Source organism: Bacillus sp. 491mf (assembly GCF_900112415.1).
GTDB lineage: Bacteria > Bacillota > Bacilli > Bacillales > Bacillaceae_G > Bacillus_A.
This window is the reverse complement of the sequence record NZ_FOLV01000013.1, coordinates 25,840-50,829: the sequence shown is the minus strand read 5'-3', so window position 1 is coordinate 50,829 and position 24,990 is coordinate 25,840. Positions and strand designations below refer to the sequence as shown.

The 24,990-nt window shown below is 38.8% G+C and carries 25 protein-coding genes; 19 read left to right on the top strand and 6 right to left on the bottom strand.

All coding sequences use genetic code 11. From position 1 onward, the window contains the following. The first annotated feature begins 173 nt into the window (after nt 1–173). Nucleotides 174–881 carry a nitroreductase family protein gene (locus BM211_RS14025; protein WP_035430502.1) on the top strand — a complete coding sequence of 236 codons (708 nt, stop codon included), beginning with the start codon at nt 174–176 and terminating at the stop codon, nt 879–881. Nucleotides 882–949: 68 nt separating this feature from the next. Here BM211_RS14025 and abc-f read toward each other — a convergent pair whose 3' ends face one another. The 4 genes from abc-f to BM211_RS14005 form a co-directional block, all read right to left on the bottom strand. Continuing rightward, entirely contained in the window at nt 950–2,587 is a 1,638-nt protein-coding gene (gene abc-f / locus BM211_RS14020; RefSeq protein ID WP_035430501.1) for a ribosomal protection-like ABC-F family protein, read from the bottom strand. A gap of 278 nt (nt 2,588–2,865) precedes the next feature. Further along, nucleotides 2,866–3,402, bottom strand: a complete 537-nt coding sequence (locus tag BM211_RS14015; RefSeq protein WP_035430500.1) for a flavodoxin family protein — start codon at nt 3,400–3,402, stop codon at nt 2,866–2,868. A gap of 6 nt (nt 3,403–3,408) precedes the next feature. Continuing rightward, nucleotides 3,409–3,768 (bottom strand): MerR family transcriptional regulator, encoded by a 360-nt coding sequence (locus BM211_RS14010; protein WP_090998070.1) that lies wholly within the window; start codon nt 3,766–3,768, stop codon nt 3,409–3,411. 50 nt (nt 3,769–3,818) lie between these two features. Beyond that, nucleotides 3,819–4,712 carry a LysR family transcriptional regulator gene (locus BM211_RS14005; RefSeq protein ID WP_035430672.1) on the bottom strand — a complete coding sequence of 298 codons (894 nt, stop codon included), beginning with the start codon at nt 4,710–4,712 and terminating at the stop codon, nt 3,819–3,821. Nucleotides 4,713–4,898: 186 nt separating this feature from the next. Between BM211_RS14005 and BM211_RS14000 the strand changes: the two genes are divergently transcribed. From BM211_RS14000 to BM211_RS13975, 6 genes are all read left to right on the top strand, one after another. After that, nucleotides 4,899–5,912, top strand: coding sequence for a YeiH family protein (locus BM211_RS14000; protein ID WP_371261881.1), 1,014 nt, complete (start codon nt 4,899–4,901; stop codon nt 5,910–5,912). A gap of 116 nt (nt 5,913–6,028) precedes the next feature. Next, nucleotides 6,029–6,226: a helix-turn-helix transcriptional regulator gene (locus tag BM211_RS13995; RefSeq protein WP_035430496.1), complete on the top strand. Its 198-nt coding sequence runs from the start codon at nt 6,029–6,031 to the stop codon at nt 6,224–6,226. A gap of 11 nt (nt 6,227–6,237) precedes the next feature. Then, nucleotides 6,238–6,627 carry a hypothetical protein gene (locus BM211_RS13990; RefSeq protein ID WP_090998067.1) on the top strand — a complete coding sequence of 130 codons (390 nt, stop codon included), beginning with the start codon at nt 6,238–6,240 and terminating at the stop codon, nt 6,625–6,627. Nucleotides 6,628–6,740: 113 nt separating this feature from the next. Further along, nucleotides 6,741–6,965 carry a hypothetical protein gene (locus BM211_RS13985; RefSeq protein ID WP_035430671.1) on the top strand — a complete coding sequence of 75 codons (225 nt, stop codon included), beginning with the start codon at nt 6,741–6,743 and terminating at the stop codon, nt 6,963–6,965. 112 nt (nt 6,966–7,077) lie between these two features. After that, entirely contained in the window at nt 7,078–7,839 is a 762-nt protein-coding gene (locus BM211_RS13980) for a MerR family transcriptional regulator (RefSeq protein WP_090998064.1), read from the top strand. Further along, nucleotides 7,836–8,450, top strand: a complete 615-nt coding sequence (locus tag BM211_RS13975; protein ID WP_035430492.1) for a hypothetical protein — start codon at nt 7,836–7,838, stop codon at nt 8,448–8,450. Before BM211_RS13980 ends, BM211_RS13975 begins: the two co-directional genes overlap by 4 nt. A 20-nt stretch (nt 8,451–8,470) precedes the next feature. Here BM211_RS13975 and BM211_RS13970 read toward each other — a convergent pair whose 3' ends face one another. After that, nucleotides 8,471–8,878: a hypothetical protein gene (locus BM211_RS13970; protein WP_035430670.1), complete on the bottom strand. Its 408-nt coding sequence runs from the start codon at nt 8,876–8,878 to the stop codon at nt 8,471–8,473. 341 nt (nt 8,879–9,219) lie between these two features. Then, complete coding sequence (locus tag BM211_RS13965; RefSeq protein WP_035430490.1) at nt 9,220–10,629, bottom strand: branched-chain amino acid transporter BcaP; 1,410 nt, start codon at nt 10,627–10,629, stop codon at nt 9,220–9,222. Between the two features lie 256 nt (nt 10,630–10,885). Here BM211_RS13965 and uvrB point away from each other — a divergent pair, with 256 nt between their 5' ends. The 12 genes from uvrB to rapZ all read left to right on the top strand — a co-directional run bounded on the left by uvrB (nt 10,886) and on the right by rapZ (nt 24,989). Continuing rightward, on the top strand, nt 10,886–12,868 hold the full coding sequence (gene uvrB / locus BM211_RS13960) for an excinuclease ABC subunit UvrB (protein WP_090998060.1): 1,983 nt from the start codon (nt 10,886–10,888) through the stop codon (nt 12,866–12,868). Nucleotides 12,869–12,873: 5 nt separating this feature from the next. Next, a complete protein-coding gene (gene uvrA / locus BM211_RS13955) occupies nt 12,874–15,744 on the top strand; it encodes an excinuclease ABC subunit UvrA (protein WP_035430488.1) in 2,871 nt (956 codons plus the stop codon). Nucleotides 15,745–15,818: 74 nt separating this feature from the next. Then, nucleotides 15,819–16,130: a magnetosome magnetite crystal formation protein family gene (locus BM211_RS13950; RefSeq protein WP_035430487.1), complete on the top strand. Its 312-nt coding sequence runs from the start codon at nt 15,819–15,821 to the stop codon at nt 16,128–16,130. A 299-nt stretch (nt 16,131–16,429) separates the two neighbouring features. Next, entirely contained in the window at nt 16,430–16,804 is a 375-nt protein-coding gene (locus BM211_RS13945) for a phage holin family protein (protein WP_090998057.1), read from the top strand. A 170-nt stretch (nt 16,805–16,974) separates the two neighbouring features. Then, on the top strand, nt 16,975–17,904 hold the full coding sequence (hprK, locus tag BM211_RS13940; RefSeq protein ID WP_141771642.1) for an HPr(Ser) kinase/phosphatase: 930 nt from the start codon (nt 16,975–16,977) through the stop codon (nt 17,902–17,904). Between the two features lie 46 nt (nt 17,905–17,950). Then, nucleotides 17,951–18,763 carry a prolipoprotein diacylglyceryl transferase gene (lgt, locus tag BM211_RS13935; RefSeq protein WP_035430483.1) on the top strand — a complete coding sequence of 271 codons (813 nt, stop codon included), beginning with the start codon at nt 17,951–17,953 and terminating at the stop codon, nt 18,761–18,763. A 215-nt stretch (nt 18,764–18,978) separates the two neighbouring features. Beyond that, nucleotides 18,979–19,614, top strand: coding sequence for a pyrophosphatase PpaX (ppaX, locus tag BM211_RS13930; protein WP_090998054.1), 636 nt, complete (start codon nt 18,979–18,981; stop codon nt 19,612–19,614). A 15-nt stretch (nt 19,615–19,629) separates the two neighbouring features. Beyond that, nucleotides 19,630–20,142, top strand: coding sequence for an acyltransferase (locus tag BM211_RS13925; RefSeq protein ID WP_090998134.1), 513 nt, complete (start codon nt 19,630–19,632; stop codon nt 20,140–20,142). A 121-nt stretch (nt 20,143–20,263) separates the two neighbouring features. Then, on the top strand, nt 20,264–21,775 hold the full coding sequence (locus tag BM211_RS13920; protein WP_035430479.1) for a tetratricopeptide repeat protein: 1,512 nt from the start codon (nt 20,264–20,266) through the stop codon (nt 21,773–21,775). 222 nt (nt 21,776–21,997) lie between these two features. Beyond that, entirely contained in the window at nt 21,998–22,957 is a 960-nt protein-coding gene (gene trxB, locus BM211_RS13915; RefSeq protein WP_090998051.1) for a thioredoxin-disulfide reductase, read from the top strand. A 673-nt stretch (nt 22,958–23,630) separates the two neighbouring features. Further along, nucleotides 23,631–24,089 carry an NUDIX hydrolase gene (locus tag BM211_RS13910; protein WP_028411235.1) on the top strand — a complete coding sequence of 153 codons (459 nt, stop codon included), beginning with the start codon at nt 23,631–23,633 and terminating at the stop codon, nt 24,087–24,089. A gap of 18 nt (nt 24,090–24,107) precedes the next feature. Next, complete coding sequence (gene rapZ / locus BM211_RS13905) at nt 24,108–24,989, top strand: RNase adapter RapZ (RefSeq protein WP_090998047.1); 882 nt, start codon at nt 24,108–24,110, stop codon at nt 24,987–24,989. Nucleotide 24,990 lies beyond the last annotated feature (1 nt).

The window sequence follows — 24,990 nt, the reverse complement described above, 5'->3', positions numbered from 1 at the left end:
ATCTTCTTTGTTTTTTCATAATCTCGAGGTGGGAGCTTTACTGCCCTAAAGTAGCGGGATAAAACGGAACTGTAGTTTTCGTTTTATTTTTTACGATTAACTGTTCTTGACAAAAGAACAGTTAGGGGGATATACTGTTCTTAAATTTAGAACAGTTAAAGGGGAGAAAAACCATGTCAGCAAAAAAGTCTGCAGCAGAAGAGTATTTGAATAAAATCCATGAGCTTAATACTCATACGGAAGCTCCAAAAGAAATTAAGGACACAGATTTCTTTACTATTGCTAAGGAGCGCCAATCTGTACGTCATTATGATCCGCATTTTAAAATGGATGAAAAAGATATTCGTGAAATTTTAGAGCTCGCAACTTTAGCTCCGTCATCGTCAAACTTGCAATCATGGAGATTTCTTGTTGTGCAAGATGAAGCAGCGAAAGAAGAGTTATTGCCAATCGCAAACAATCAAAAACAAATTGTCGATGCATCTATTGTCATTGCTGTTTTAGGAGATAAACAGGCCTATAAAAATGCGGAGAAAATTTACGGAGAAGTAGTGAAAAAAGGAAGAATGACAGAGGAAACGAAGAGTTTCTATGTTAATTCGATTGTTGAAAACTACGGGAAATTCTCTAATGAACAAGCTACTCGCGTGGCGATGATTGATGGTGGTTTAGTAGCGATGCAGCTTATGTTAGCGGCAAAAGCAAAAGGTTTTGATACTGTACCAATCGGTGGCTTCCATCCGCAGAAATTTGTAGAAGCTTTCCGTGTTCCGGAAAATCTTGAACCTGTTATGTTAATTTGTGTAGGGAAAGCAGTGCAGGCTGGATTTGAAAAAGTTCGTCTTCCACTTGATGATGTGTTAACTTGGAATAAATTTTAATCGAAAAAACGGGGCTGACTTGGGTCAGCCCTCTTTAGTGTGTCTAATATTGTCGAAGCGCCGATATATCAGAGGACAGCTTTTTTGCATTCTTTAATTTCACGCAGTAATTGCTCGTATTCACTTTCCAGAACAATCACATCATCGTGACGCCCTGGCATCGAAATGCGTCCAATTACTTCTGTTAATTTTGTTTGCAGACGCAGTAGTTCTTGCTCTGCTGGATTGATAGAAGATTGTTCAGTTCGTTTCGTATACTGCTCGTAATTTCCTTGAAAGATCCGCGGTTCGTTCTCATCTAGGTGTAAAATATGATCAGCAATTTTATGAATGAAGGTGCGGTCATGACTAATGAACAACACAGTACCAGGATAATCTTTCAGCATGTGCTCTAGTTCTTCTTGCGTAGCAAGGTCTAAATAGTTTGTCGGTTCATCAAGAAGAAGCAGATTGTAGTCTCCTAAGAATATTTTCGCTAGTGCGACCTTTACACGTTCGCCGCCGCTTAATACGTTTACTCGTTTATAAACATCTTCTCTTCGAAATAAGAGGCGCGCAAGAATTGTTCGTACGAAAGATTCGTCATAACGTGTTTTTTCCGTTACGTTTTGTAAAATGGTTTTGTCGTTTTGTAAAATGGCTAATGTTTGTTCAAAGTAACCAATTTTACAGCTTTTTGAAAGCTGAATTCCTCGTTCCTTTGCTTGAATCAGATGAAATAGCGTTGTTTTTCCACTTCCGTTTTTTCCGAGAATCGCAAGTTTTGCACCTGGAGTTATACTTCCATTTATGTTGTGAAAGAGGGTGCGGCTGCCAATTTTTTTCGTAACTTTATTTAATTGCAGGGCCGTTTTACTATGAATGGGTGCATGGTATTGTATATCAAATTTTGTATGCGCAATTTCTTTTGGTTTTTCTTTCTTTTCTAATTGCTCTAATCTTGTTTCTAGTGCTTTTGCGGCTTTTTGAACGTTACCTTGGCTATAAGCTGCTCCGGATTTGTATAGACAAGATTCATAAGAAGAAAAGCGCGTTGGGATTTTTGTCATACCAGAAGCCCGCTGTTGTCTACTGGCGATTGCCGTTTCTAAGCGCTGTTTTTCTTTCGTATATTTTTCATATTCCGCTTGCTGGTGCTGTCTTTGCAGCTTCTTTTGCTCCCGATAGTTTGTGTAATTTCCTTTATACTCCCGAACGGTACCGTCTTCAATTTCGATTATCTTTGTGCAAATGGCATCTAATAAGGCGCGGTCATGAGAAATTAAAATAATCGCTCCTCTATAAGATTGTAATGCCCGTTCTAGTTGTTCTGTGCCATGCATATCGATATGACTTGTCGGTTCATCAGCAAATAAGATAGCTGCTTCTTGTTCAAGGGCGTGAGCAATTTTTAAACGCCCGCGTTCGCCACCGCTCATATTCGTTGTGATGTGAGAAATTCCCCATTGTCCTTTTGCAAGAGAAGAGGCTGTTTCTAATGTCTCCTCATGGAACTGTGGAATGATGGCGATCGAACCGTAATGAGTAATCGTTCCTTCATCAGGTTCGATTTCTTTACTTAATATTTGTAATAGCGTTGATTTCCCGGCGCCGTTTACACCGACGATTCCAATGCGATCGTGCGCATGGATATCAAGCGCTTGTAACGTAAATAAAGTGCGGTCACCAAAGCTTTTTTCAATGTTTCGTGCTGTTAAAATAGTCATAAAAAAACCTCCCTAGTTTCACTAGAGAGGACATATTTCACCCGTAATATGTAAAAAGAGATGCACAAAAAACTGTACATGTATTTTTACATGTTCCTGTCAAAAGAAAGTTATCGACAAAAGGGCATACTAATCCTCTTCTAGTTTTCATCATTTTGTTTCACTATTTGTGATGGATGAATAAAAAGAGAATTAGAACTTCATTGGCCGATGTACCTTCCTTTCATAATTTCACCTTTATTGTATGCATTTGGGTGTATATTTGTCAAATCATTCTATTAATTTTCCTTGAAAATTTGATTATACAGTTTAGCCTTTTCAATTGCTTCTTTATCATTCACAATCTCTCCTGGCGCATTGGCAGATCCAATTATATAACCATCAAAAGAAGCGCCGACAAAGTCAAAAATGTATTGAAACTGTGCGATGAGTGGAAGTGCTTTTAATTTCGGATTGTCGCCGCCGACAATGACAACATATACTTTTTTATCTTGCATCCGCTCTTTAAAGTGAAGGGAAGCATCTCGTAAGCTTTGCGACCAGCGATCGACAACATTTTTCATATATCCGCTCATACCGTACCAATAAAGCGGCGTTGCAAAGACAATGGTATCATGTTCAAGCATCCGCTTAATGATACCTTCGTAATCATCATCAATTGGTTGAAAGCCCTCTGCATCGTGACGCTGATCTGTAATGGGCTTGATAGTATGATTACGTAAATATACTTCTTCAGTTTGGACGCCTTCTAACAACATATGCGTTAATTGTTCTGTATTCCCATTTGGACGTGAACTGCCGTGTAAAACGAACATCGTATATCAATTCCTTTCTTTTAGCAACGTAATGTGTTTTTGTAAATTCGCTTCGATATGAGAAAGTAACGAAATCTGCTTTTTTACTTCCGCAAGCTTATCCTCGTAAAGTGTGATGATACTGCTGCACGGGTTATCGTATAAGTGTGGCTCTACTTCTAAACAGCGCAGCATTCTAGCGGTTTCTTCTAAATTTAGCCCAAGTTGTAAATACATTTGAATAAGCTTTACTTGCTCAATGGTCGTTTCATCAAAATCACGATAGCCATTTGCAAGTCGTTTTGAAGTCAGTAAGCCTTTATCTTCGTAATGCCGTAGTGACCGTTCGCTTACGCCTGTATGTTTCGATAATTCTCCGATGCGCAAATCTATCACTCCTTCATCTCACATTTTAAACCCTGACACTAGTGTAAAGGTCAACGATGTTGATTCGCAAAGTTTTGCACATGATCTAAAAAGACTTGAATCGCTTTAGAAGGAATAAAATATTTTCCCCGTACAATGGAGAAAGGGCGCATGAGCTTTTCGTTTGGCACAGGGATGTGACATACTTCGCCAGCTTGCAACTCTTTACGCACTGTCCAGTCTGATAGAATGGCAATGCCAAGTCCGGCAGCAACGGCTTCTTTTACACTTTGAATGCTGCTAAATGTGAAGTAACGCTTCATTTTTAAATGATGGTCGTGAATAAAACGGTCGCTGTAAGCTCTCGTTCCTGAACCGGTTTCGCGGAGCACCCATACTTGATCTTGTAGCATGTTTGTCTGAATCGGGTTTGTCATCGTCAGAGGATGATTTGGCGGAACGACAAGCTTCATTTCATCCTCCATAAATGATTCTACGTCTACATCTGTGTAGATGACTTGTCCTTCTACTAAGCCAATATCTAGCTGATTCGAGCGAACACCCTGTAATACCTCTTCTGTATTCGAGATAAAGGTATGAACTTCAACGCGTGGATGTTCCTTTGCATAGTTTGCTAATATTTTCGGAAGAAGGTATTCTCCGATTGTAAAACTAGCGCCAATGCGCAGTGTTCCCGTAACGATATTATGAAGTTCATTAATTTCTTGTTTTGCTTCTTCGTACAGTGTCAGCATTTGTTTTGCATGTATGTATAAAATGTTTCCCGCTTCTGTGACTTGGACGTGTTTTGGTGAGCGCTGAATGAGCGTTGTACCAAATTCATTTTCTAAATTGCGAATGTGCATACTTACACCTGGCTGGGAAAGGTTCAACATTTCAGCAGCTCTTGAAAAATGTTTTTGTTCTACGACTGTTACAAAAATTTTTAAAATGTCGGTGTTGATGAGAATCATTCCTTTCGTTTTTTTGTCCAGCTCCGCCTCCGCTTTTCTTTTCATTTTATCATAAGTTTTCTTGATGATTGAGATAGTATATTGATATTAAACTTATGATTAAAATGCTCTTATAATGAAGGTAGAGCGAACATGCATATTACAAGATAGTTATTGGAGTGGTGAAAAGTGAATCAAATGATAGCGTTAAAAAAGGAGAGGGGTTTCGGATTCGCACAGGGCATTGGGATTACGTTACTGATCGCGATTGTTGCAAAATATTTGGCTCAGCTTCCGTTTTTAAGTATTATGGGCCAATTGGTTATTGCTATTCTAATCGGAATGATATGGAGAGCGGCAGTTGGCGTACCGCATCAAGCAATTGCTGGAACGAATTTTGCAAGTAAAAAACTACTGCGTCTCGGGATTATTTTACTCGGTATGCGATTAAATTTAGTTGATATTGCGAAGGCTGGCCCAAAGGTATTGGTCATGGCTGCAATTGTCATTACATTTACGCTTACTGTTGTATATGCGTTAACACGTTTTTGTAAAGTAGAGAAGAAGCTTGGTATTTTAACTGCATGCGGAACGGCGATTTGCGGGGCAGCAGCTGTTATAGCGATTGGTCCACAAGTAAAAGCAAAGGATGAAGAGGTTGCAGTTAGTGCAGCGATCGTTGCGATTTTAGGGACAATTTTCACATTAGCATATACACTGCTGTATCCTGTGCTTAACTTGTCTCCGTATGGATATGGTGTTTTTTCTGGGGCAACATTGCATGAAATTGCTCATGTTATTGCAGCGGCAGCACCTGGTGGCAGTCAGTCGGTTGATATTGCGGTAATTATGAAGTTAACGCGCGTTGCCTTTTTAGTACCTGTGGCACTTTTAATTGGCATATGGTTTCAGCGCGGAGAAGAAACGGGGCAAAAAAAATCTTGGCGTGACATTCCGATTCCGTGGTTTATTTTCGGTTTCTTAGCAGTGAGTGCGTTTCACTCGTTAGGAATTGTACCTGAAAAAATCGCAAGCGATATTGTGGTTGTTGCCTATATGCTTATGGCAATGGCCATGGCTGGACTTGGTTTAAATGTAGAGTTTAAGACATTCCGTAAGCTCGGAACGAAAGCATTTGTTGCAGGATTAATTGGATCGGTATTGCTTTCTGTTCTTGGGTATACGCTTTTGTATGTGCTGCATTTTGTGTAGAGGACTTGCTGAGCAAGTTCTTTTTTTATTGGAAATTTTGTAAAGATATCTTTACTTATTTTGGAAAAAATTTATAATAAAAGTAAAGATATCTTTACTTTTTGAAGGTGAATTCTATGAGCGTACAAAACAGAATTAAAGAATTAAGAAAACAAAATCATATTACGCAAGTTGAGATGGCAAAAGCAATGCAAGTGACGCGCCAAACTATTGTTGCGATTGAAAACCATCATTACAATCCGAGCTTGGAGTTGTCACTTAAGATTGCGAAGTATTTTAAGGTGAGTGTGGAGGAGATTTTTACGTTGGAATAGGGGGGGTTGTGATGGGGAGTTATAAATCATTATACATAGGGACTTTTTTAGGGTTACTTATAGGAGATATTTTATTATTTATGATGGATTCTTCTATACCGAAGATACCGGTATTACTGAGTAATGTTTTAGCGATGATATTTGTGATTTTATACGCTTATTACAAAAAGAAAAAGTTTGAACGTGAAGAAATTCCTGAGATTGATGAACGGGTACAAGACAATATAAAGAGATACTTAAATATTTCTTTTATCATGTCATTTATGATTCTCATTTTTTACATTGGTATAAGCAAAGTGGTCGGTAGAGAAACGTTACCGATACAAGAAATGTTTCTTATTTGCTGCGCTTTGATGGCTGGGAGTTTTATTGTTGCAACGGCATTTGGAAAACGAGCGTAAAGAAGAGATCGAGTGTAGCGAGTTACATGTTGAAAAATTATGATGTGTAATGTATGTAATGAATTTAATAGCATCTAAGAGAATGAATAATGACTTTGAGGGAGAAATGGATCATGAAAAGACGGGTCGATGAATACGAATGGCACATAACAGGAAAAGCCTCTAGATACACCTTTATGTTTTACGCAACATGCCTGTTAATTTGGACATTTTACGACATGATAACAAAGGGGAAAACAGGCTGGGAGTTTCCAATTATGGTGACTGGTAGTGCGATTTTTTTCGCCATTTGTGCATGGGAGAAGCGAAAGCTGAAAAATCTTGAAGATGATGAATGAGAATAATTTCGATAAGAGCTGTTTACACAAACTTGGATGTAGACAGTTCTTTTTTTATAAAACCTCTTGAAACTAACGTTACGTCACCTTTTATAATAAAAATGAGAGGGTGATGGAAATGATTTCTATTCAGCAATTAACGAAGGAGACAAGTATTACAGTAAGGACACTTCGGTATTATGATCAGATTGGTTTGTTAGAGCCAAGCGGAAAGACGGAAGGTGGACACCGATTATATAGTGAAGGTGATGTATTGAAGTTGCAGCAGATTTTGTTTTTAAAAGAAATGGGCTTCGCATTAAAAGAAATTACGAATATGTTAGAAACAGAGCGTGTAAATTTCAAAGAGGTTTTGCAAAATCAGTTGTTGTTCGTGCGAGAAGAGCAGCAGAAGTTTTCACATATGGAGAAAATGCTGCAAGCTGTTTTGTATTCTACAGAGTTAGAAGGGGACTTGAATTGGGGGATTATGTTTGAGCTCATGCAGCTTTCACAGCAGTCCCCGCGCATGCGGCAGCAATTTCAGCAACACGTATTTTCACAGGAAGAAGAACACCTGCTTAAAAATTTGCCAAACATGAGTGAACAAAATGAAGAAGTACAAGAGTGGATTCTTTTACTAAAACGAATGCGTCAGTTTATGCAAAGGAAGAGAGCACCAAGTGATGCTGAAGTACAAGGAATTACTGGAATCATTTTAGAGAAATGCCGGGAGATGGCCAACGGTGATGAATCATTTTTAGATAAATTGTGGGAAGTGCGTAAGTCAAAAGAAGAGTCGAAAAGAATGAATATGTATCCGATTGAAGAAGAGCTTCTGCAGTATATGGATGAGGCTTTTGAGTTGTATATAGAGGGAGAGGAGAAAAAATGAATCTACTAACCGAATATCGCTGGGCATTTTTAATTGGTGCTGAAATTGTGTTTTGGAGCGCAGCAATTAGTTTCTTTCTGTTACGATATGCTTTTCAGCTGCGTAAAGCAAGTTTCATTGTAGGGATTGTATTATTGCTGAATGAATTATTTATTTTAACGTTAGGTGTCATTGATTATTATGAAACAGGCGAGTTTTCTCAATTTCAAATTATTATCGTCATCATCTTATTGTATGCTGTTTTTTACGGAAAGAAAGATTTAAGGAAGTTAGATTTACGTATACAACGAATGATTGCAAAGTGGCGGGGAGAAGCATTACCAGTGATAGAGGAACCGGTAGAATTAACGGGCTGGGCACATACGAAGCAGGAATTATTGCATTGGGGACCTCATTTTATTGTATTTGCAGGTGTGCACATTGTGTTTTTCTTTCTGTATGGATTAGTACCTCTTGAAAACATATCAAGCTGGGATGCCGATATATTTTTAAATGAAACTGCGAATCGTGTAAGTAAAGTGTGGAGACTCGTTTTCGGTGTAGATACGCTTATTACTCTCTCTTATGTTATTTTTCCAAAAAAGAAAAAGAACGAGATGTTTTCGCGCTAAGGTAACATCTCGTTTTTTCTTCATTCTTCACGGCAGATACAGAACGTTTCTTGGATAAATATATTCAATCCAGCTTGAGCAGAATTTGTATTTGAGACACTTAAGCTTTTAAAGTTTTCCACATGAAATATTCTTGTACTTTCTGTAATTATAGCAGTAATAGGGTTATGGGGGCTTTTGGTTATAATGGTCACCGCTAAAGGTAAAGGGTCTTCACCTTGTAATGAGGCAGAAGTCAACTGAAGTAATGTTTTATTGTGATTACTAGTAAAATCTTGCAAAACAGGTTGATGGCTAGTGTCTCCTGGTACGAGAACTAGTACTGGTGAGTTTGTTGATCCAATTATGTGATTTTCAACAAAACAGTTAGGAGTATTTGATTCATCTTTAAGAGATTCTTCATTAAATTTGTCATGATGATCAAGCATATTGGGATTAAACCTCTTTTCTTTATTTTTGATACATTGTATTCCTTAAATAGAAAACACGTGTGGACAATGCGTGACGAGCTAGTTGTTCGTTTAAGTTGAAGATTGAGCTATGTGGATTTGACGTATGTCAATATAAAAAGAAGCTGCTGTCCTTAATGGACAACAGCTTCTTTGCTATCCCGCTCTAATAAGCGGTAAATAAAAATGGAAGTTTCACTTTATCCTGCCCAAATAGCCGGTAAGAAGTTAGGCAAGGAAGAGAGACAAACCGTCTGTAAGGGCCCGATTGGTTCAACTAACCATTCAGAGGAAAAGCATTTCTGAATGGAAGTTTCACTTTAAGCAACGTCTTCTTTTTGACCATCTCTCAACGTACTATTTTTATAACCATAGCTGAAATATACAACTAATCCGATAATTAACCAAACGACAAAGCCGATCCATGTTGTTGCTGGAAGTTGTAATGTTAAATATCCGCAGAAGAGAACTGCTAATATCGGAACCAATGGTACGAATGGTACTTTAAAGGCACGAGGCAGGTCTGGTTGTTTTTTGCGTAAGATGATAACACCGATTGATACAACGATGAATGCAAATAATGTACCGATGTTTGTTAATTCTGCTAGCTTGTCTAGTGGAACAAATCCAGAAAAGAAAGCAACCATAGCTGCTGTAATCCAGCTGTTCATAACTGGCGTTTGTGTTTTTTTGTTTACGCGAGAAAACGCTTTTGGCAGTAAGCCATCACGGCTCATTGCGTAAAATAAACGAGTTTGTCCATATAGCATAACGAGTAATACTGTTGTAATCCCAGCAATTGCTCCTAAAGAGATAAGTCCGGCAACCCAATCTTGATGAATATATTGCAAAGCATATGCAACAGGGTTCTTTACATTTAATTGGTTGTAGGGAACGATTCCTGTTAATACTAATGAAACAACAATATATAAGATTGTACAGATTGCTAAGGAAGCGATAATACCAATTGGCATATTGCGCTGTGGATTTTTAACTTCTTCAGCAGCTGTTGATACAGCGTCAAATCCGATATAAGCAAAGAATACAGTTGCTGCTCCAGTTGTTACACCAGAGAAGCCAAATGGCATGAATGGCGTCCAGTTCTCAGGTTTTACATAGAAAGCACCAACGCCGATGAATAGAAGAACAACAAATATTTTGATAGCTACCATAATGGCATTGAAGCGAGCTGATTTTTTTGCGCCTCTTGTTAATAAAAATGTCATGATGAAAATAATACAAATTGCTGGTACGTCTACGTATGTGCCAGCCGCTGGGTTATAAGCGCTTGTTAAGGCGTGAGGCAATTTAAACCCAAATCCAGATAATAATCCTTGGAAGTATCCCGACCAGCCAGATGCAACGGCTGAAGATGCTAATCCGTATTCTAGAATTAAGTCCCACCCTAAAATCCATGCAATAATTTCTCCAAATGTTGCATAGCTGTAAGTGTAGGCACTACCTGATACCGGTACAGTTGAAGCAAATTCAGAATAACATAATGCCGCAAATACACAGGCTAAGCCGGATAAAATGAACGATAAAATAAGTGCTGGTCCGGCATGCTTTGCTGCTGCAACGCCGGTAAGAACGAAGATCCCTGTTCCGATAATGGCGCCGACTCCTAACATTGTTAAATCAAATGCGCCTAGCTCCTTTTTTAAAGAAGCGCCTTTCTGCTGCGATTGCGCTAGCAGTGCGGAAATTGATTTTTTTCGAAATAGATTCATATAAGCTCCCTCACCCTCTAGTTGTTAAAATATTCTGAACTTTAATTCCGATTTGTCGTATAATGTCGAATCTTTAAACGTATTGTAATATGAAAAATGGGTGTTGTAAATACAAAATTTTTAGAAAATTATACCTATATAAAAAATTAGTTTCTTGTCGAATTGTTTATCGAATACTTGTTCGTTTTTTTGGTTTTTTCATGGGAGTTCGTGGTAAAATGAAAATACAGATTTTTTACGAGGAGGGCGGATTTATTTGGAACATCAATTTGAAATTGTCTCAGAATATTCCCCGCAAGGTGATCAGCCAAAAGCGATAGAGAAGCTGGTAGCGGGGATTAAAAACGGTAAGAAACATCAAGTGTTGCTTGGCGCGACAGGAACGGGTAAAACATTTACGATTTCAAATGTTATTAAAGAAGTGAAAAAGCCAACACTTGTAATGGCTCATAATAAAACGTTAGCAGGACAGCTATACAGTGAGCTGAAAGATTTCTTTCCAAACAATGCAGTTGAATATTTTGTTAGTTACTACGATTATTATCAACCGGAAGCGTATGTACCACAAACCGATACATTTATTGAAAAAGACGCAAAAATTAATGATGAAATTGATAAATTGCGTCACTCAGCGACGTCGGCTTTATTTGAACGAGATGATGTGATTATTGTAGCGAGTGTGTCTTGTATTTACGGTTTAGGTTCTCCAGAAGAGTATAGTGAGCTCGTTGTCTCTTTACGTGTTGGTATGGAGAAAGATCGCAATCAATTGCTTCGTGAACTTGTTGATGTGCAGTACGGCCGTAATGATATTGACTTCCAGCGCGGGACGTTTCGCGTGCGCGGTGATGTAGTTGAGATTTTTCCAGCATCTCTTGATGAGCATTGTATCCGAATTGAATTTTTCGGTGATGAAATTGATCGCATTAGGGAAGTAAATGCATTAACAGGTGAAGTATTAGCAGAACGTGAGCATGTGGCAATCTTTCCGGCATCTCACTTCGTTACACGCGAAGAAAAAATGAAAGTTGCTATTGAAAATATTGAAAAAGAGTTAGAAGAACGCTTAAAAGAATTAAATGATAATGGTAAATTGTTAGAGGCGCAGCGGATCGAGCAGCGGACACGTTACGATTTAGAAATGATGCGTGAGATGGGCTTTTGTTCAGGGATTGAAAACTACTCCCGTCATTTGACGCTCCGTCCGGCTGGTTCAACGCCATATACATTGTTAGATTATTTCCCTAAAGATTTTCTCATCGTAATGGATGAGTCGCATGTATCAGTGCCACAAGTAAGAGCAATGTACAACGGTGATAAAGCGCGGAAACAAGTGCTTGTTGATCATGGATTCCGTCTGCCATCAGCGCTAGATAACAGACCGCTTAAGTTTGAAGAGTTTGAAGAGAAAACGAATCAAGTTGTCTATGTATCAGCGACACCGGGGCCATATGAAATTGAACATTCACCAGAAGTGGTGGAACAGATTATTCGTCCGACAGGGCTAGTAGATCCGAAAATTGACGTAAGGCCAATTGAAGGACAAATTGATGATTTACTAGGAGAAATCCAAGATCGGATCGCGAAAAATGAGCGTGTATTAATTACGACATTAACGAAGAAGATGTCAGAGGATTTAACAGATTATTTGAAAGATGTTGGGATTAAAGTAAACTATCTTCATTCTGAAATTAAAACGTTAGAGCGGATTGAAATTATTCGTGATCTTCGCCTTGGTAAGTTCGATGTACTTGTCGGTATTAACTTACTTCGTGAAGGGCTTGATATTCCTGAAGTATCGCTCGTAGCGATATTAGATGCAGATAAAGAAGGATTTCTTCGTTCAGAGCGCTCTCTTATTCAGACGATTGGCCGTGCAGCTCGTAACGCAAACGGTCATGTTGTAATGTATGCCGACCGAATTACAAAATCGATGGAAATTGCAATGGAAGAAACGAAGCGTCGTCGTCAAATTCAAGAAGCATATAATGAAAAGCACGGCATTATACCGAAAACGATTCAAAAAGAGGTGCGCGATGTAATTCGGGCAACGATGGCTGCGGAGGATACAGAAACATATGAAGTGCCGTCACTAGCTTCTAAGAAAATGACGAAAAAAGAACGAGAAAATGTAATTGCAAAAATGGAAGCGGAAATGAAAGAAGCTGCAAAAGCGCTTGATTTTGAGCGGGCAGCTGAGCTTCGCGATCTATTATTAGAATTAAAAGCAGAAGGGTGAAGGTAATGGGTAAAGATTTTATCGTTGTAAAGGGTGCGAGAGCTCACAACTTAAAAAATATAGATGTCACCATTCCAAGAAATCAGCTTGTTGTTGTAACGGGGCTATCCGGTTCAGGGAAATCATCGTTAGCTTTTGATACGATTTATGCAGAAGGGCAGCGCCGGTACGTAGAATCACTATCGGCGTATGCACGGCAATTTTTAGGGCAAATGGATAAACCGGATGTCGATGCAATCGAAGGATTATCACCGGCCATTTCAATTGACCAAAAAACGACGAGCCGTAACCCGCGTTCAACAGTTGGAACAGTGACGGAGATTTACGATTATTTACGCTTATTATTTGCGCGTATCGGGACTCCGATTTGTCCAAATCATGGCATTGAAATTACATCGCAAACAGTTGAACAAATGGTGGATCGTATTTTAGAGTATCCAGAGCGTACAAAGCTACAAGTTCTCGCGCCGATTGTGTCAGGTCGTAAAGGTGCGCATGTGAAGCTATTAGAAGATATTAAAAAACAAGGGTATGTCCGCGTTCGCGTTGATGGAGAAATGCTTGATGTATCCGAAGAAATTACGTTAGATAAAAATAAAAAACATTCCATTGAAGTTGTCATTGACCGGATTGTGGTGAAAGAAGGCATTGCTCCTCGCCTTGCCGATTCATTAGAAGCGGCTTTGAGGCTTGGCGAAGGCCGCGTTTTAATTGATGTAATTGGAGAAGAAGAGTTGCTGTTTAGCGAGCATCACGCTTGTCCGTATTGCGGATTTTCTATTGGTGAACTTGAGCCGCGCATGTTTTCTTTCAACAGTCCGTTCGGTGCGTGTCCGTCTTGTGATGGTCTCGGTTCAAAATTAGAAGTAGATCTTGATTTGGTTATTCCAAACTGGGATTTATCATTAAACGATCATGCAATTGCACCTTGGGAATCGACGAGCTCGCAATATTATCCGCAATTGCTAAAGTCTGTTTGTAATCATTATGGCGTTGATATGGATGTACCAGTAAAAGATATTCCGAAGCAATTGCTTGAAAAGGTGTTGTACGGAAGCGGAGAAGAAAAAGTATATTTCCGTTATGTGAACGACTTTGGTCAAGTAAAGGAAGGCGAGATTATTTTTGAAGGTGTCATTCCTAATGTTGAGCGCCGTTACCGAGAAACGAGCTCTGATTATATTCGTGAGCAAATGGAAAAATATATGGCGGAGCAAGCTTGCCCAAAATGTAAAGGCGCTCGTTTGAAACCGGAAACTTTAGCTGTTTTTGTAGGCGGGAAAACGATTGCGGAAGTGACGCAGTTTTCTGTGCAAGACGCACACGAATTCTTTACAAATATCGAGTTAACGGAAAAGCAACAAAGTATTGCGAAGCTGGTTTTGCGTGAAATTAAAGAGCGTCTTAGCTTCTTAATTAACGTGGGGCTTGATTATTTAACGCTCAGCCGTGCAGCTGGAACGTTATCAGGCGGAGAAGCGCAGCGTATTCGCTTAGCAACGCAAATTGGTTCGAGCTTAACAGGGGTATTATATATTCTTGATGAACCTTCAATCGGTTTGCATCAGCGTGATAACGAGCGCTTAATTCAAACATTGAAAAATATGCGTGATTTAGGAAATACGCTTATCGTTGTAGAGCATGATGATGATACGATGATGGCGGCGGATTATTTATTAGATATTGGCCCTGGTGCAGGAATTCACGGCGGACAGGTTGTTGCAGCTGGGACACCGCAAGAAGTGATGCAAGATGATAATTCGTTAACAGGACAATATTTATCTGGTAAGAAGTTTATTCCAGTTCCGCTAGAGCGCCGCAAAGGTGATGGTCGTAAGATTGAGGTTATTGGAGCGAAGGAAAATAACTTAAAAAATGCGAAGATGTCATTCCCGCTTGGTACATTTGTTGCGGTAACGGGTGTATCTGGTTCAGGGAAAAGTACATTAATTAATGAAGTGCTATATAAAGCAGTGGCTCAAAAATTATATAAATCGAAAAGTAAGCCTGGTATGCATAAGGAAATTAAAGGCCTTGATCATTTAGATAAGGTAATTGATATTGATCAATCACCAATTGGACGCACACCGCGATCTAACCCGGCGACATATACAGGTGTATTTGATGATATTCGTGATGTGTTTGCGCAAACGAATGAAGCAAAGGTGCGCGGTTATCAAAAAGGACGCTTTAGTTTTAACGTGAAAGGTGGTCGCTGCGAAGCGTGCCGCGGTGATGGAATTATTAAAATTGAAATGCATTTCTTACCAGATGTGTACGTTCCATGTGAAGTTTGTCATGGAAAACGTTATAATCGTGAAACATTGGAAGTAAAATATAAAGATAAAAACATTTCTGAAGTGTTAGAGATGACAATTGAAGATGGGGTAGAGTTCTTTGCGAATATCCCGAAAATTAAACGTAAGCTCCAAACGCTTGTGGATGTAGGGCTTGGTTATATGAAGCTCGGTCAACCGGCAACAACGTTATCAGGCGGAGAAGCACAGCGCGTGAAGTTAGCATCTGAGCTGCACCGCCGTTCAACAGGCCGCACGTTGTACATTTTAGATGAACCGACAACAGGGCTTCATGCACATGATATTGCTCGTCTATTAAAAGTACTGCAGCGCCTTGTTGAAAATGGTGAAACGGTACTCGTTATTGAACATAACTTAGATGTTATTAAAACGGCAGATTATTTGATTGACCTTGGTCCTGAAGGCGGAGATAAAGGCGGGCAAATTGTTGCCACAGGTACGCCGGAGCAAGTTGTGAAAGAAGAGCGTTCTTACACAGGTAAGTATTTAAAAGGTGTTTTAGAACGTGATACAGCGCGTATGAAAGAAAAAGTGAAAGAAGTAGAATTAACAAAGTAAAGGAACATGTAACAGAGGGGCGGTGCCTTTCTGTTACATGTTTTCTGTTATATACATCCAAGGGGGATGAGGATGTGGATTCTACTGAAAAAGTGTTAGCCTCTTGTTGTTATTTCAGTATTTTTGTGTCTCCGTTATTATTTCCGATCATTGTGTATTTTGTTGTTCCTCATGAAGAAGTGAAATTTCATGCAAAGAAAGCTTTCATTTCCCATTTACTACCGTTCTTTTGTATATTTTTCGTTTTTCTACTTGGATTTGTGATGAACACACCAGAACAAATTGGTGTAATGGTACTTATTGCATTGTTGTTATTCGGATTAGTAAACCTTGTTATTTTCATCTGGAATATTGTGAAGGGTGTACAATTGCTTGTGAATGAGTAAATGATTTTCCGGAAGAAGAATCTGATAGGTGGCTTCATTGTATTTGTTCTTGGTATTTTTGGCGTAGTTAACGTATTATTGTTAGTATATATAAATCCACTTTGATTTTGTAACACACAAATCGCTACTATGCAGAATATACTATGCCAGGTACTAGCTTGTTCTTTTTGTTTCAAACTTGGCATGTGGCAGGAAAAGGTCCTCCTTAAAAAGAGGAGTTTTATATCGTTTTTTCAATTTGTATTTATATATGTAGTTTAGATATTCAGTGTCCCTAGTGAAAAGGAAGTGTAAAGAACATGAGATGGGTTATATCACTTATTGTAAATAGTATTGTGCTAATCGTTGTATCAGGTCTTCTCAAAATATTTGCACCAGGTGCGTTTGAAATAGCAAATATACAAACAGCAGTAATTGCGAGCGTTATTTTGTCTCTTTTAAATGTATTTGTTAAACCGTTCTTAATTTTAATTACCTTGCCAATTACTGTGTTAACATTTGGTTTCTTCTTAATCGTTATTAATGCGATTACGCTAAAAATTACGGATTCGTTACTTGGTGATGCATTTAATTTATCTGGATTTGGCGCAGCGATTATGGCAGCGATCTTTATTTCGATTTTAAATATGTTAATTGAAAAAGTGATTATTGAACCGTTATATGAGAAAAAATAATCGGATGGTAGAAAGTATCCGACAAAACGTAAAACATTTTGCGCACAGCGTGAAATGTTTTTTCTTTTTCAAAAGAAACCGTATTTCTTGTTTTAAGAAAAAAATGGTACAATAGCGGGTAGAATGGTAGTCCGCTGCCTAGATACATTCCGCAACGTGGAGGTTTACATATGCCAAAAGTTCGAACGAAAGATTTAATTGAACATTTTCATTTAGAATTAGTAAGTGGTGAGGAAGGAATTCACCGTCCAATTGATACGAGTGATTTATCACGACCTGGAATTGAAATAGCAGGATTTTTCACATATTATCCAGCTGATCGTGTGCAGCTTCTTGGGAAAACGGAGCTTACGTTTTTTGATACATTAACAGAAGAACAGAAGAAAATGCGCATGCAAGCGCTTTGTACAGAAGAAACACCGTGCATTATCGTAACGCGCGGTGAAGATGTGCCAGAGGAGTTAATGCAAGCATCTCGTCAGACGGGTGTGCCGATATTATGTTCACCGTTAAAAACAACACGTTTATCGAGTCGTTTGACGAATTATTTAGAAAGTAAATTGGCGCCAACAACAGCTATTCATGGTGTATTAGTTGATATTTACGGCGTCGGTGTAATGATTACAGGACAAAGTGGTGTCGGGAAAAGCGAAACAGCACTTGAGCTTGTGAAGCGCGGACATCGTCTTGTCGCTGATGATAGTGTAGAAATTCGCCAAGAAGATGACGATACACTAGTCGGGAGTTCACCGGAGTTAATTGAGCATTTACTTGAAATTCGTGGACTTGGCATTATTAACGTAATGACGTTATTTGGTGCAGGTGCAGTGCGTAATCATAAACGTATTACACTTGTGATTAATCTTGAGATTTGGGATCAAAAGAAAAATTACGACCGCCTTGGCTTAGATGAAGAAAAAATGAAAATTATTGATACAGAGATTACAAAGATTACTCTTCCAGTACGACCAGGTCGAAACTTAGCTGTCATTATTGAAGTAGCAGCGATGAACTACCGTTTAAAACGTATGGGCGTCAATGCAGCGCAACAATTTTCAGATCGTCTTATGAGCGCGATTGAACAAGGAGATCAAAATTAAATATAAGTGAAACTTCCATTAATGGAATAGAAGGGGAGTAGAGAATATGCTGTTAGGGTCTGTACCGCAGCTTGATCGCGTAGCAGTTCAGCTTGGGCCGTTTCCAATCTATTGGTACGGTGTCATTATTGGTACGGCTGTGTTGCTTGGATTATTGCTTGCAACCCGCGAAGGAGAGCGTCTCGGTGTTCCGAAAGATACGTTTATTGATTTGGTCCTAATTGCAGTGCCGATTGCAATCATTTGTGCACGTGCATACTATGTTATTTTCGAATGGAACTATTATTCCCAAAATCCAAGCCAAATTATTAACATTCGTCAAGGTGGTTTAGCGATTCATGGCGGATTAATTGGTGCGGTTCTTACCGGAATGGTATTTACAAAAATACGCGGGCTATCTTTTTGGAAGCTAGCAGATATTGCAGCACCAAGTATTTTGCTTGGACAAGCGATTGGCCGCTGGGGCAACTTTATGAACCAAGAAGCTCACGGCGGTGAGGTAACGCGTCAATTTCTTGAAAGTTTGCATTTACCGCAGTTTATTATAAATCAAATGTATATTGATGGCGTATATTACCATCCAACATTTTTATATGAATCACTGTGGAATTTTGCTGGGGTTATTTTACTCCTATTTTTGCGGAGAGCAAATTTGCGCCGCGGAGAACTATTCTTTATCTATTTAACTTGGTACTCCATCGGTCGTTTCTTTGTAGAAGGATTGCGCACAGATAGCTTAATGCTTGGTCCGCTTCGCATTGCGCAGGTTGTCTCCATTGTCTTAATTCTCGTCTCTATCATTTTTGTTGTTGTGAGACGAAAAATGGGGTATGCGGATAAACGATATGCAGAAAAATAATGATAGAACTTCAGAGATAATTCAGAAAAAGTAGCGTCATATATACGGCGCTGCTTCTTTTCATATCCCGCTATTTGCGGGCTTTCCATCAGCGGAAAAAAGCGCTGATGGAAGTTTTACTTGACCCCGCTCTAACAAGCAGTAAGCGCAGAAGGAAATGCGACTTCGAATGGAAGTTTCACTTTATCATACAAACAACTAAGGACGTGGAAAAGATGAACATCAATACAGTGTTATTTGATTTGGATGGAACGTTGATTAATACGAATGAACTTATTATTTCTTCATTTTTATATACTTTAGAAAAGTACTATCCAAATCAGTATAAGCGTGAGGATGTACTGCCGTTTATTGGTCCATCATTGCACGATACATTCAGTAAGATTGACGAAAACCGAGTGGAAGAACTCATCCAATGTTATCGTGATTTTAATCATGAACATCATGATGAGCTAGTAGAAGAGTATGAAACAGTGTATGAGACGGTGCAGGATTTACGAAAGAAAGGTTATAAAGTTGGAATTGTAACAACGAAGGCGCGCAAAACTGTTGAAATGGGATTAAAACTATCGAAATTAAAACAGTTTTTTGATGTTGTGGTGACAATTGATGATGTAGAGCATGTGAAGCCACATCCGGAACCGATTCAAAAAGCGCTGCAATTATTAGAAGCAAAGCCGGAAGAAGCGTTAATGGTAGGGGATAATCATCACGATATTGTTGGTGGGCAAAATGCTGGCGTGAAGACAGCAGCGGTTGCATGGACAGTTAAAGGACGCGAATATTTAGAGTCTTATAAACCGGATTATGTGTTAGAAAAAATGAGTGATTTGTTAACGATCTTAGGCTGACAAGGAGAGAGCATGGTGCGACGGACAACACGCTACCCTGTGTCAGGAGCAAATTCATTATGGAACGTATATAAGACCGTTTCATTTTGGAAAGTGATGAAAAACTTCATTGTCATTCAAATTGCGCGTTACACTCCGTTTTTACGGATGAAAAATTGGTTATATCGCACATTTTTGCGCATGCAAGTTGGTGAGCAAACTTCTTTTGCTTTGATGGCTATGCCTGATATTATGTTTCCAGAGAAAATTACGGTTGGGCGTAATTCGATAATTGGTTATAATACAACATTATTAGCTCATGAATATTTAATTACAGAATATCGCCTTGGTGAAATCAGAATTGGAGACGAAGTCATGATTGGAGCAAATTCGACGATTTTACCGGGTGTTGTCATTGGAGACGGAGCGATTGTTTCCGCGGGTACACTTGTTCATCGTGATGTACCGAGCGGTGCTTTCGTTGGTGGAAATCCGATGCGTGTTATTTATACGAAAGAGGAAATGGCAGCGAGAGAAGGGAAATGTTAGAAATGTAACATTTCCTTTTCTTTTCGAGAATGAAAAGGAAATAATTGCGTATAATATACTGTTTTGTTTTTAGAAGAATCGTTTATACTTATAGATAGAAGAATGAAATAATGGAGGCTCTATGGGGAAAAATCAAGAAGTTCATAAAGATAACGGACAAGTAATTGCTTTTAATCAATTAGCCGATTTCTTTTATGATAAAGGAATGAAGGCTTATCGCAATCATCATTTAGATGATGCAATTAAATATTTCAAAAGAGCGGCACAAAGTCAGAAAGAGCCGTTTATTTTATGTCAATTAGCAACGGCATTATCAGAAGCGGGAGAGTATCACGAATCGAATCAAATTTTATTGCAAATCGTTCGTACGGGTGAACGAATAGAAGAATGCTATTATTTTATGGCAAATAATTATGCGTATCTTGGTCTATTCCAACAAGCGAAAAAGTATGCAGAGCGTTATTTAGAAATTGCGACGGATAAAGAATTTATTGCAGAGACGATGGAACTTTTAGAGATTATCGAAGAAGAAGAAATAGATGCACCGGAATTAGAAGATGAAGACGGACTAATTGTGATGCAAGAGCAAGCAAATCATTATATTCGGAATGGTCAATTAGAAGAGGCAATTGCTACGCTTGAAGGAGTTATAACGGAATATCCGGAATTTTGGTCGGCACATAATAATTTAGCGATTGCTCATTTTCAGCTTGGTAATGTTGATCAAGCATTGAAAATGACTGAGCTCATTTTAGAGAAGAATCCAGGGAATATTCATGCGTTATGTAATACGCTTATTTTTCTATATTCTATTGGAGAATATAAGCAAGTAGAAAAGTTAGCAGAGCAACTGGAGACGGTGTATCCGATGTCGTTTGAACATCGTGTAAAACTAGGGACAACATTTGCGACAATTGGTCGTTTTGAAAGTGCATATAAATGGTTAAAAGTTTTAAAACGTCAAGGCTATGAAGGTGATGTTAGTTTTTATTATTGGTTTGCATATTCTGCTTACATGGTAAACGATGAACAAACAGCAGAGAAAATGTGGGCACACGTGGTGGAATTACATCCTGATAAAAAAGGAAAAGAGCCTTGGAATGCTATTAATTTAGCAGATGAAGGCCAAAATATTTTATTTCAAGAACTGCAGCAATCATTTCAGCAAAGTGAAACGTTAGAAGAACAAATGCTGGCTTTATATTTAATGAATGAGCTGACGACACCAGAGAAAATCGGCTTTTTCTTTGATGTGATGCAATCTCCTAAGCGTGTTCCAATCGTATCACAGCTCGCGCACTATTTCTTTTTAATAAATAGTCATAAAAGTATTCCACAAGAGCTTCAGCCGTTTGAACAATGTATTCATATTGCTGATGCTTTATACAACTATACAAAAAAAGATGATGAGCTGATTGAAGAGTGTCTATACCTTTGGTTTTGTACATTTATACGCTTATACACGAGCGGAACGGTGTTTACAAATGTATATGGTTGGTCAGCGGCGGTTGAATATATTGTAAGAGGTGAATGTCACGATAAGTTGACGCAGGTAGAACTAGGGAATATATATAATGTATCAGTAGCAACTGTACGAAAGTATGTGCAAGCGGTAAGAAGTGTGCATGCGTAAAGTGAAACTTCCATCAGTGACGCCTTTCTCACTGATGGTTAGCCCTCACCAATCGGGCTTTTACGGGCAGTTATTCTCCCGCTTCTCTGCTTCGCTTTTCCTCTGAATCTTGAGGTGGAAGGTTACTGCCCGCGAATAGCGGGGTAAGAGCGAGCAAATCATTGGGAAAAAAACATTGCCGGCAGTATAATGAGGGTATGAAAAGGTCGTTATGAACAGGAGATGAAGACTATGGCAGAAGAAAAAATTTATGATGTAATTATTATCGGAGCTGGTCCAGCAGGAATGACAGCAGCTGTGTATACATCTCGATCAAATTTAAGTACGTTAATGCTAGAACGCGGTATTCCAGGCGGACAAATGGCAAATACAGAAGAAGTAGAAAACTATCCGGGTTATGACCATATTTTAGGGCCGGATTTATCAAATAAAATGTTTGAACATGCGAAGAAATTCGGTGCAGAATATGCATATGGTGATGTAAAACAAGTTATTGATGGAAAAGAGTATAAAACTATAATCGCTGGAAAGAAAGAATATAAAGCACGTGCAATTATTGTAGCAAGCGGTGCGGAATATAAGAAAATTGGTGTGCCAGGCGAGAAAGAACTTGGCGGACGCGGCGTATCATACTGCGCAGTATGTGACGGTGCATTCTTTAAAGGAAAAGAGCTTGTTGTTGTTGGTGGCGGCGACTCAGCTGTTGAAGAAGGTGTGTATTTAACGCGCTTTGCAACGAAAGTAACAGTTGTTCATCGTCGTGATCAATTGCGTGCACAAAAGATTTTACAGGACCGTGCTTTCCAAAATGAAAAAGTTGATTTCATTTGGAATCACACTGTAAAAGAAATTAATGAAGCAAATGGAAAAGTAGGCAGCGTAACGCTTGTAGATGTAAACAGTGGGGAAGAGCAAGAGTTCAAAACAGACGGTGTGTTTGTTTATGTTGGTATGTTACCACTTTCTAAACCATTTGTAGAATTAGGTATTACAAATGAAAATGGCTATATTGAAACAAATGAACGTATGGAAACAAAAGTTCCTGGTATTTTCGCAGCTGGTGATATTCGTGAAAAAATGCTTCGCCAAATTGTAACAGCAACAGGTGATGGAAGTATTGCAGCGCAAAGTGCACAGCATTACGTGGAATGCCTAGTAGAAGAATTAAAAGAAGAAAAATAATAATTCAAGAAGAGAAGTTACCTTACTGAGGTAACTTCTTTTTCATTTATCGGCGCTTTTTTCGATATATCGGCTGTAGTTTCTATTATTACATTTAATTTTGGATTTGCGATTGTATCATATTTTAGTAAGAAATAAGTGATTGAGGGGTAGTCCTTAGTCACTTATTTTTTTGTTTGTAAAAGGTTAAAACCTACTTTTTTTAAGGGGGGGGCGAGAGCGACTGGTCGTGCATAGTAGCGTTCAGGGCCTTTTTGTGCCACATGCGGAGTTTGAAACAAAAAGACGATGCAAGTGGAGGCTATGTTTTGTTTAGCGTGGCAGTGACTTGTAGGTTGAGAAAACTTTTAGATGGGCGAGAGTGACTGGTTGTGTAAAGATGGGTTCAGGGCCTTTTTGTGCCACGTGCGGAGTTTGAAACAAAAAGACGATGCAAGTTGGAGGTTATGTTTTGTTTAGCGTGGCAGTGACTTGTAGGTTGAGAAAACTTTTAGATGGGCGAGAGTGACTAGCCGTGTAAAGAAGCGTTCAGGGCTTATTTTTGCCACGTTCAGGGCTTGAAACAAAGGGAGGAAACGACTGGGGTTCCTTCGTTGTGACAAACTGTATTTGATAGTATAATGAAGGAAGTATATAATGGGGATTTCTCCGTTAGTAGCTGAGGTGAAGAAGTTTGCAAAGAGTGACGAACTGTGTGTTAATTAAGGATAATGAAGTTCTTCTATTACAAAAGCCTCGTCGAAATTGGTGGGTTGCTCCAGGGGGAAAAATGGAGCGCGGGGAGACAGTAAGAGAATCGGTTGTTCGCGAATATCGCGAAGAAACGGGTATTTATTTGAAAAACCCAGCATTAAAAGGTGTCTTCACTTTCGTAATCCAAGAAGGAGACAAGGTTGTTTCTGAATGGATGATGTTTTCTTTCTTAGCGACAGACTTTGCAGGAGAAAATAAACTGCAAAGCGAAGAAGGGATAATAGGCTGGCATACATTTGATAAGATTGATGAGTTGCCAATGGCACCGGGAGATTATCATATTATTGATTATTTAATTAAAGGAAATGGTATTATTTACGGTACATTTGTATATACACCAGATTTTGAATTGCTTTCGTATCGATTAGATCCGAGTTAAACCATGAGGGGTGATATGATGGACGCGCATAATGATATTAAAATGGTTATTATTACAGGAATGTCTGGAGCCGGGAAAACAGTTGCCTTACAAAGTTTCGAAGATCTAGGATATTTTTGTGTGGATAATTTACCGCCGATGTTGTTGCCAAAGTTTGTTGAATTAATGGCAGACTCGAAAGGTAAAATGAATAAAGTAGCGCTCGGTATTGATTTACGTGGACGAGAGTTCTTTGATCACTTATGGGGAGCGCTTGATGATTTAACAGAACGTACATGGATTATACCGCATATTTTATTCTTAGATGCAAAAGATAGTACACTTGTGACTCGTTATAAAGAAACAAGGCGTTCACATCCACTTGCTCCAACGGGTCTTCCGTTAAAAGGAATAGAAGCAGAGCGTTCATTATTAACAGATATGAAGGCGCGTGCGAATATTGTACTTGATACATCAGAATTAAAGCCGAAAGAGTTAAGAGAAAAGATTATTCAATTATTCTCAACTGAGGGTGAACAAGCATTTCGTGTAAATGTGATGTCATTTGGATTCAAATATGGTATTCCAATTGATGCTGATTTAGTATTTGATGTTCGTTTTTTACCAAATCCATACTATATTCCACATATGAAGCCATTAACAGGTCTTGATGAGGAAGTATCGTCATATGTGCTTAAATTTAATGAAACGCACAAGTTTTTAGAGAAGTTAACTGACCTTATTTCCTTTATGCTTCCGCATTATAAACGCGAAGGGAAAAGTCAGCTTGTTATTGCGATTGGATGTACAGGTGGGCAACATCGATCCGTTACACTTGCAGAATATTTAACGAAACATTTAAAGCAAGAGTATACAACGCATGTATCTCATCGTGATGTGGAGAAGAGAAAGGGACATTAAG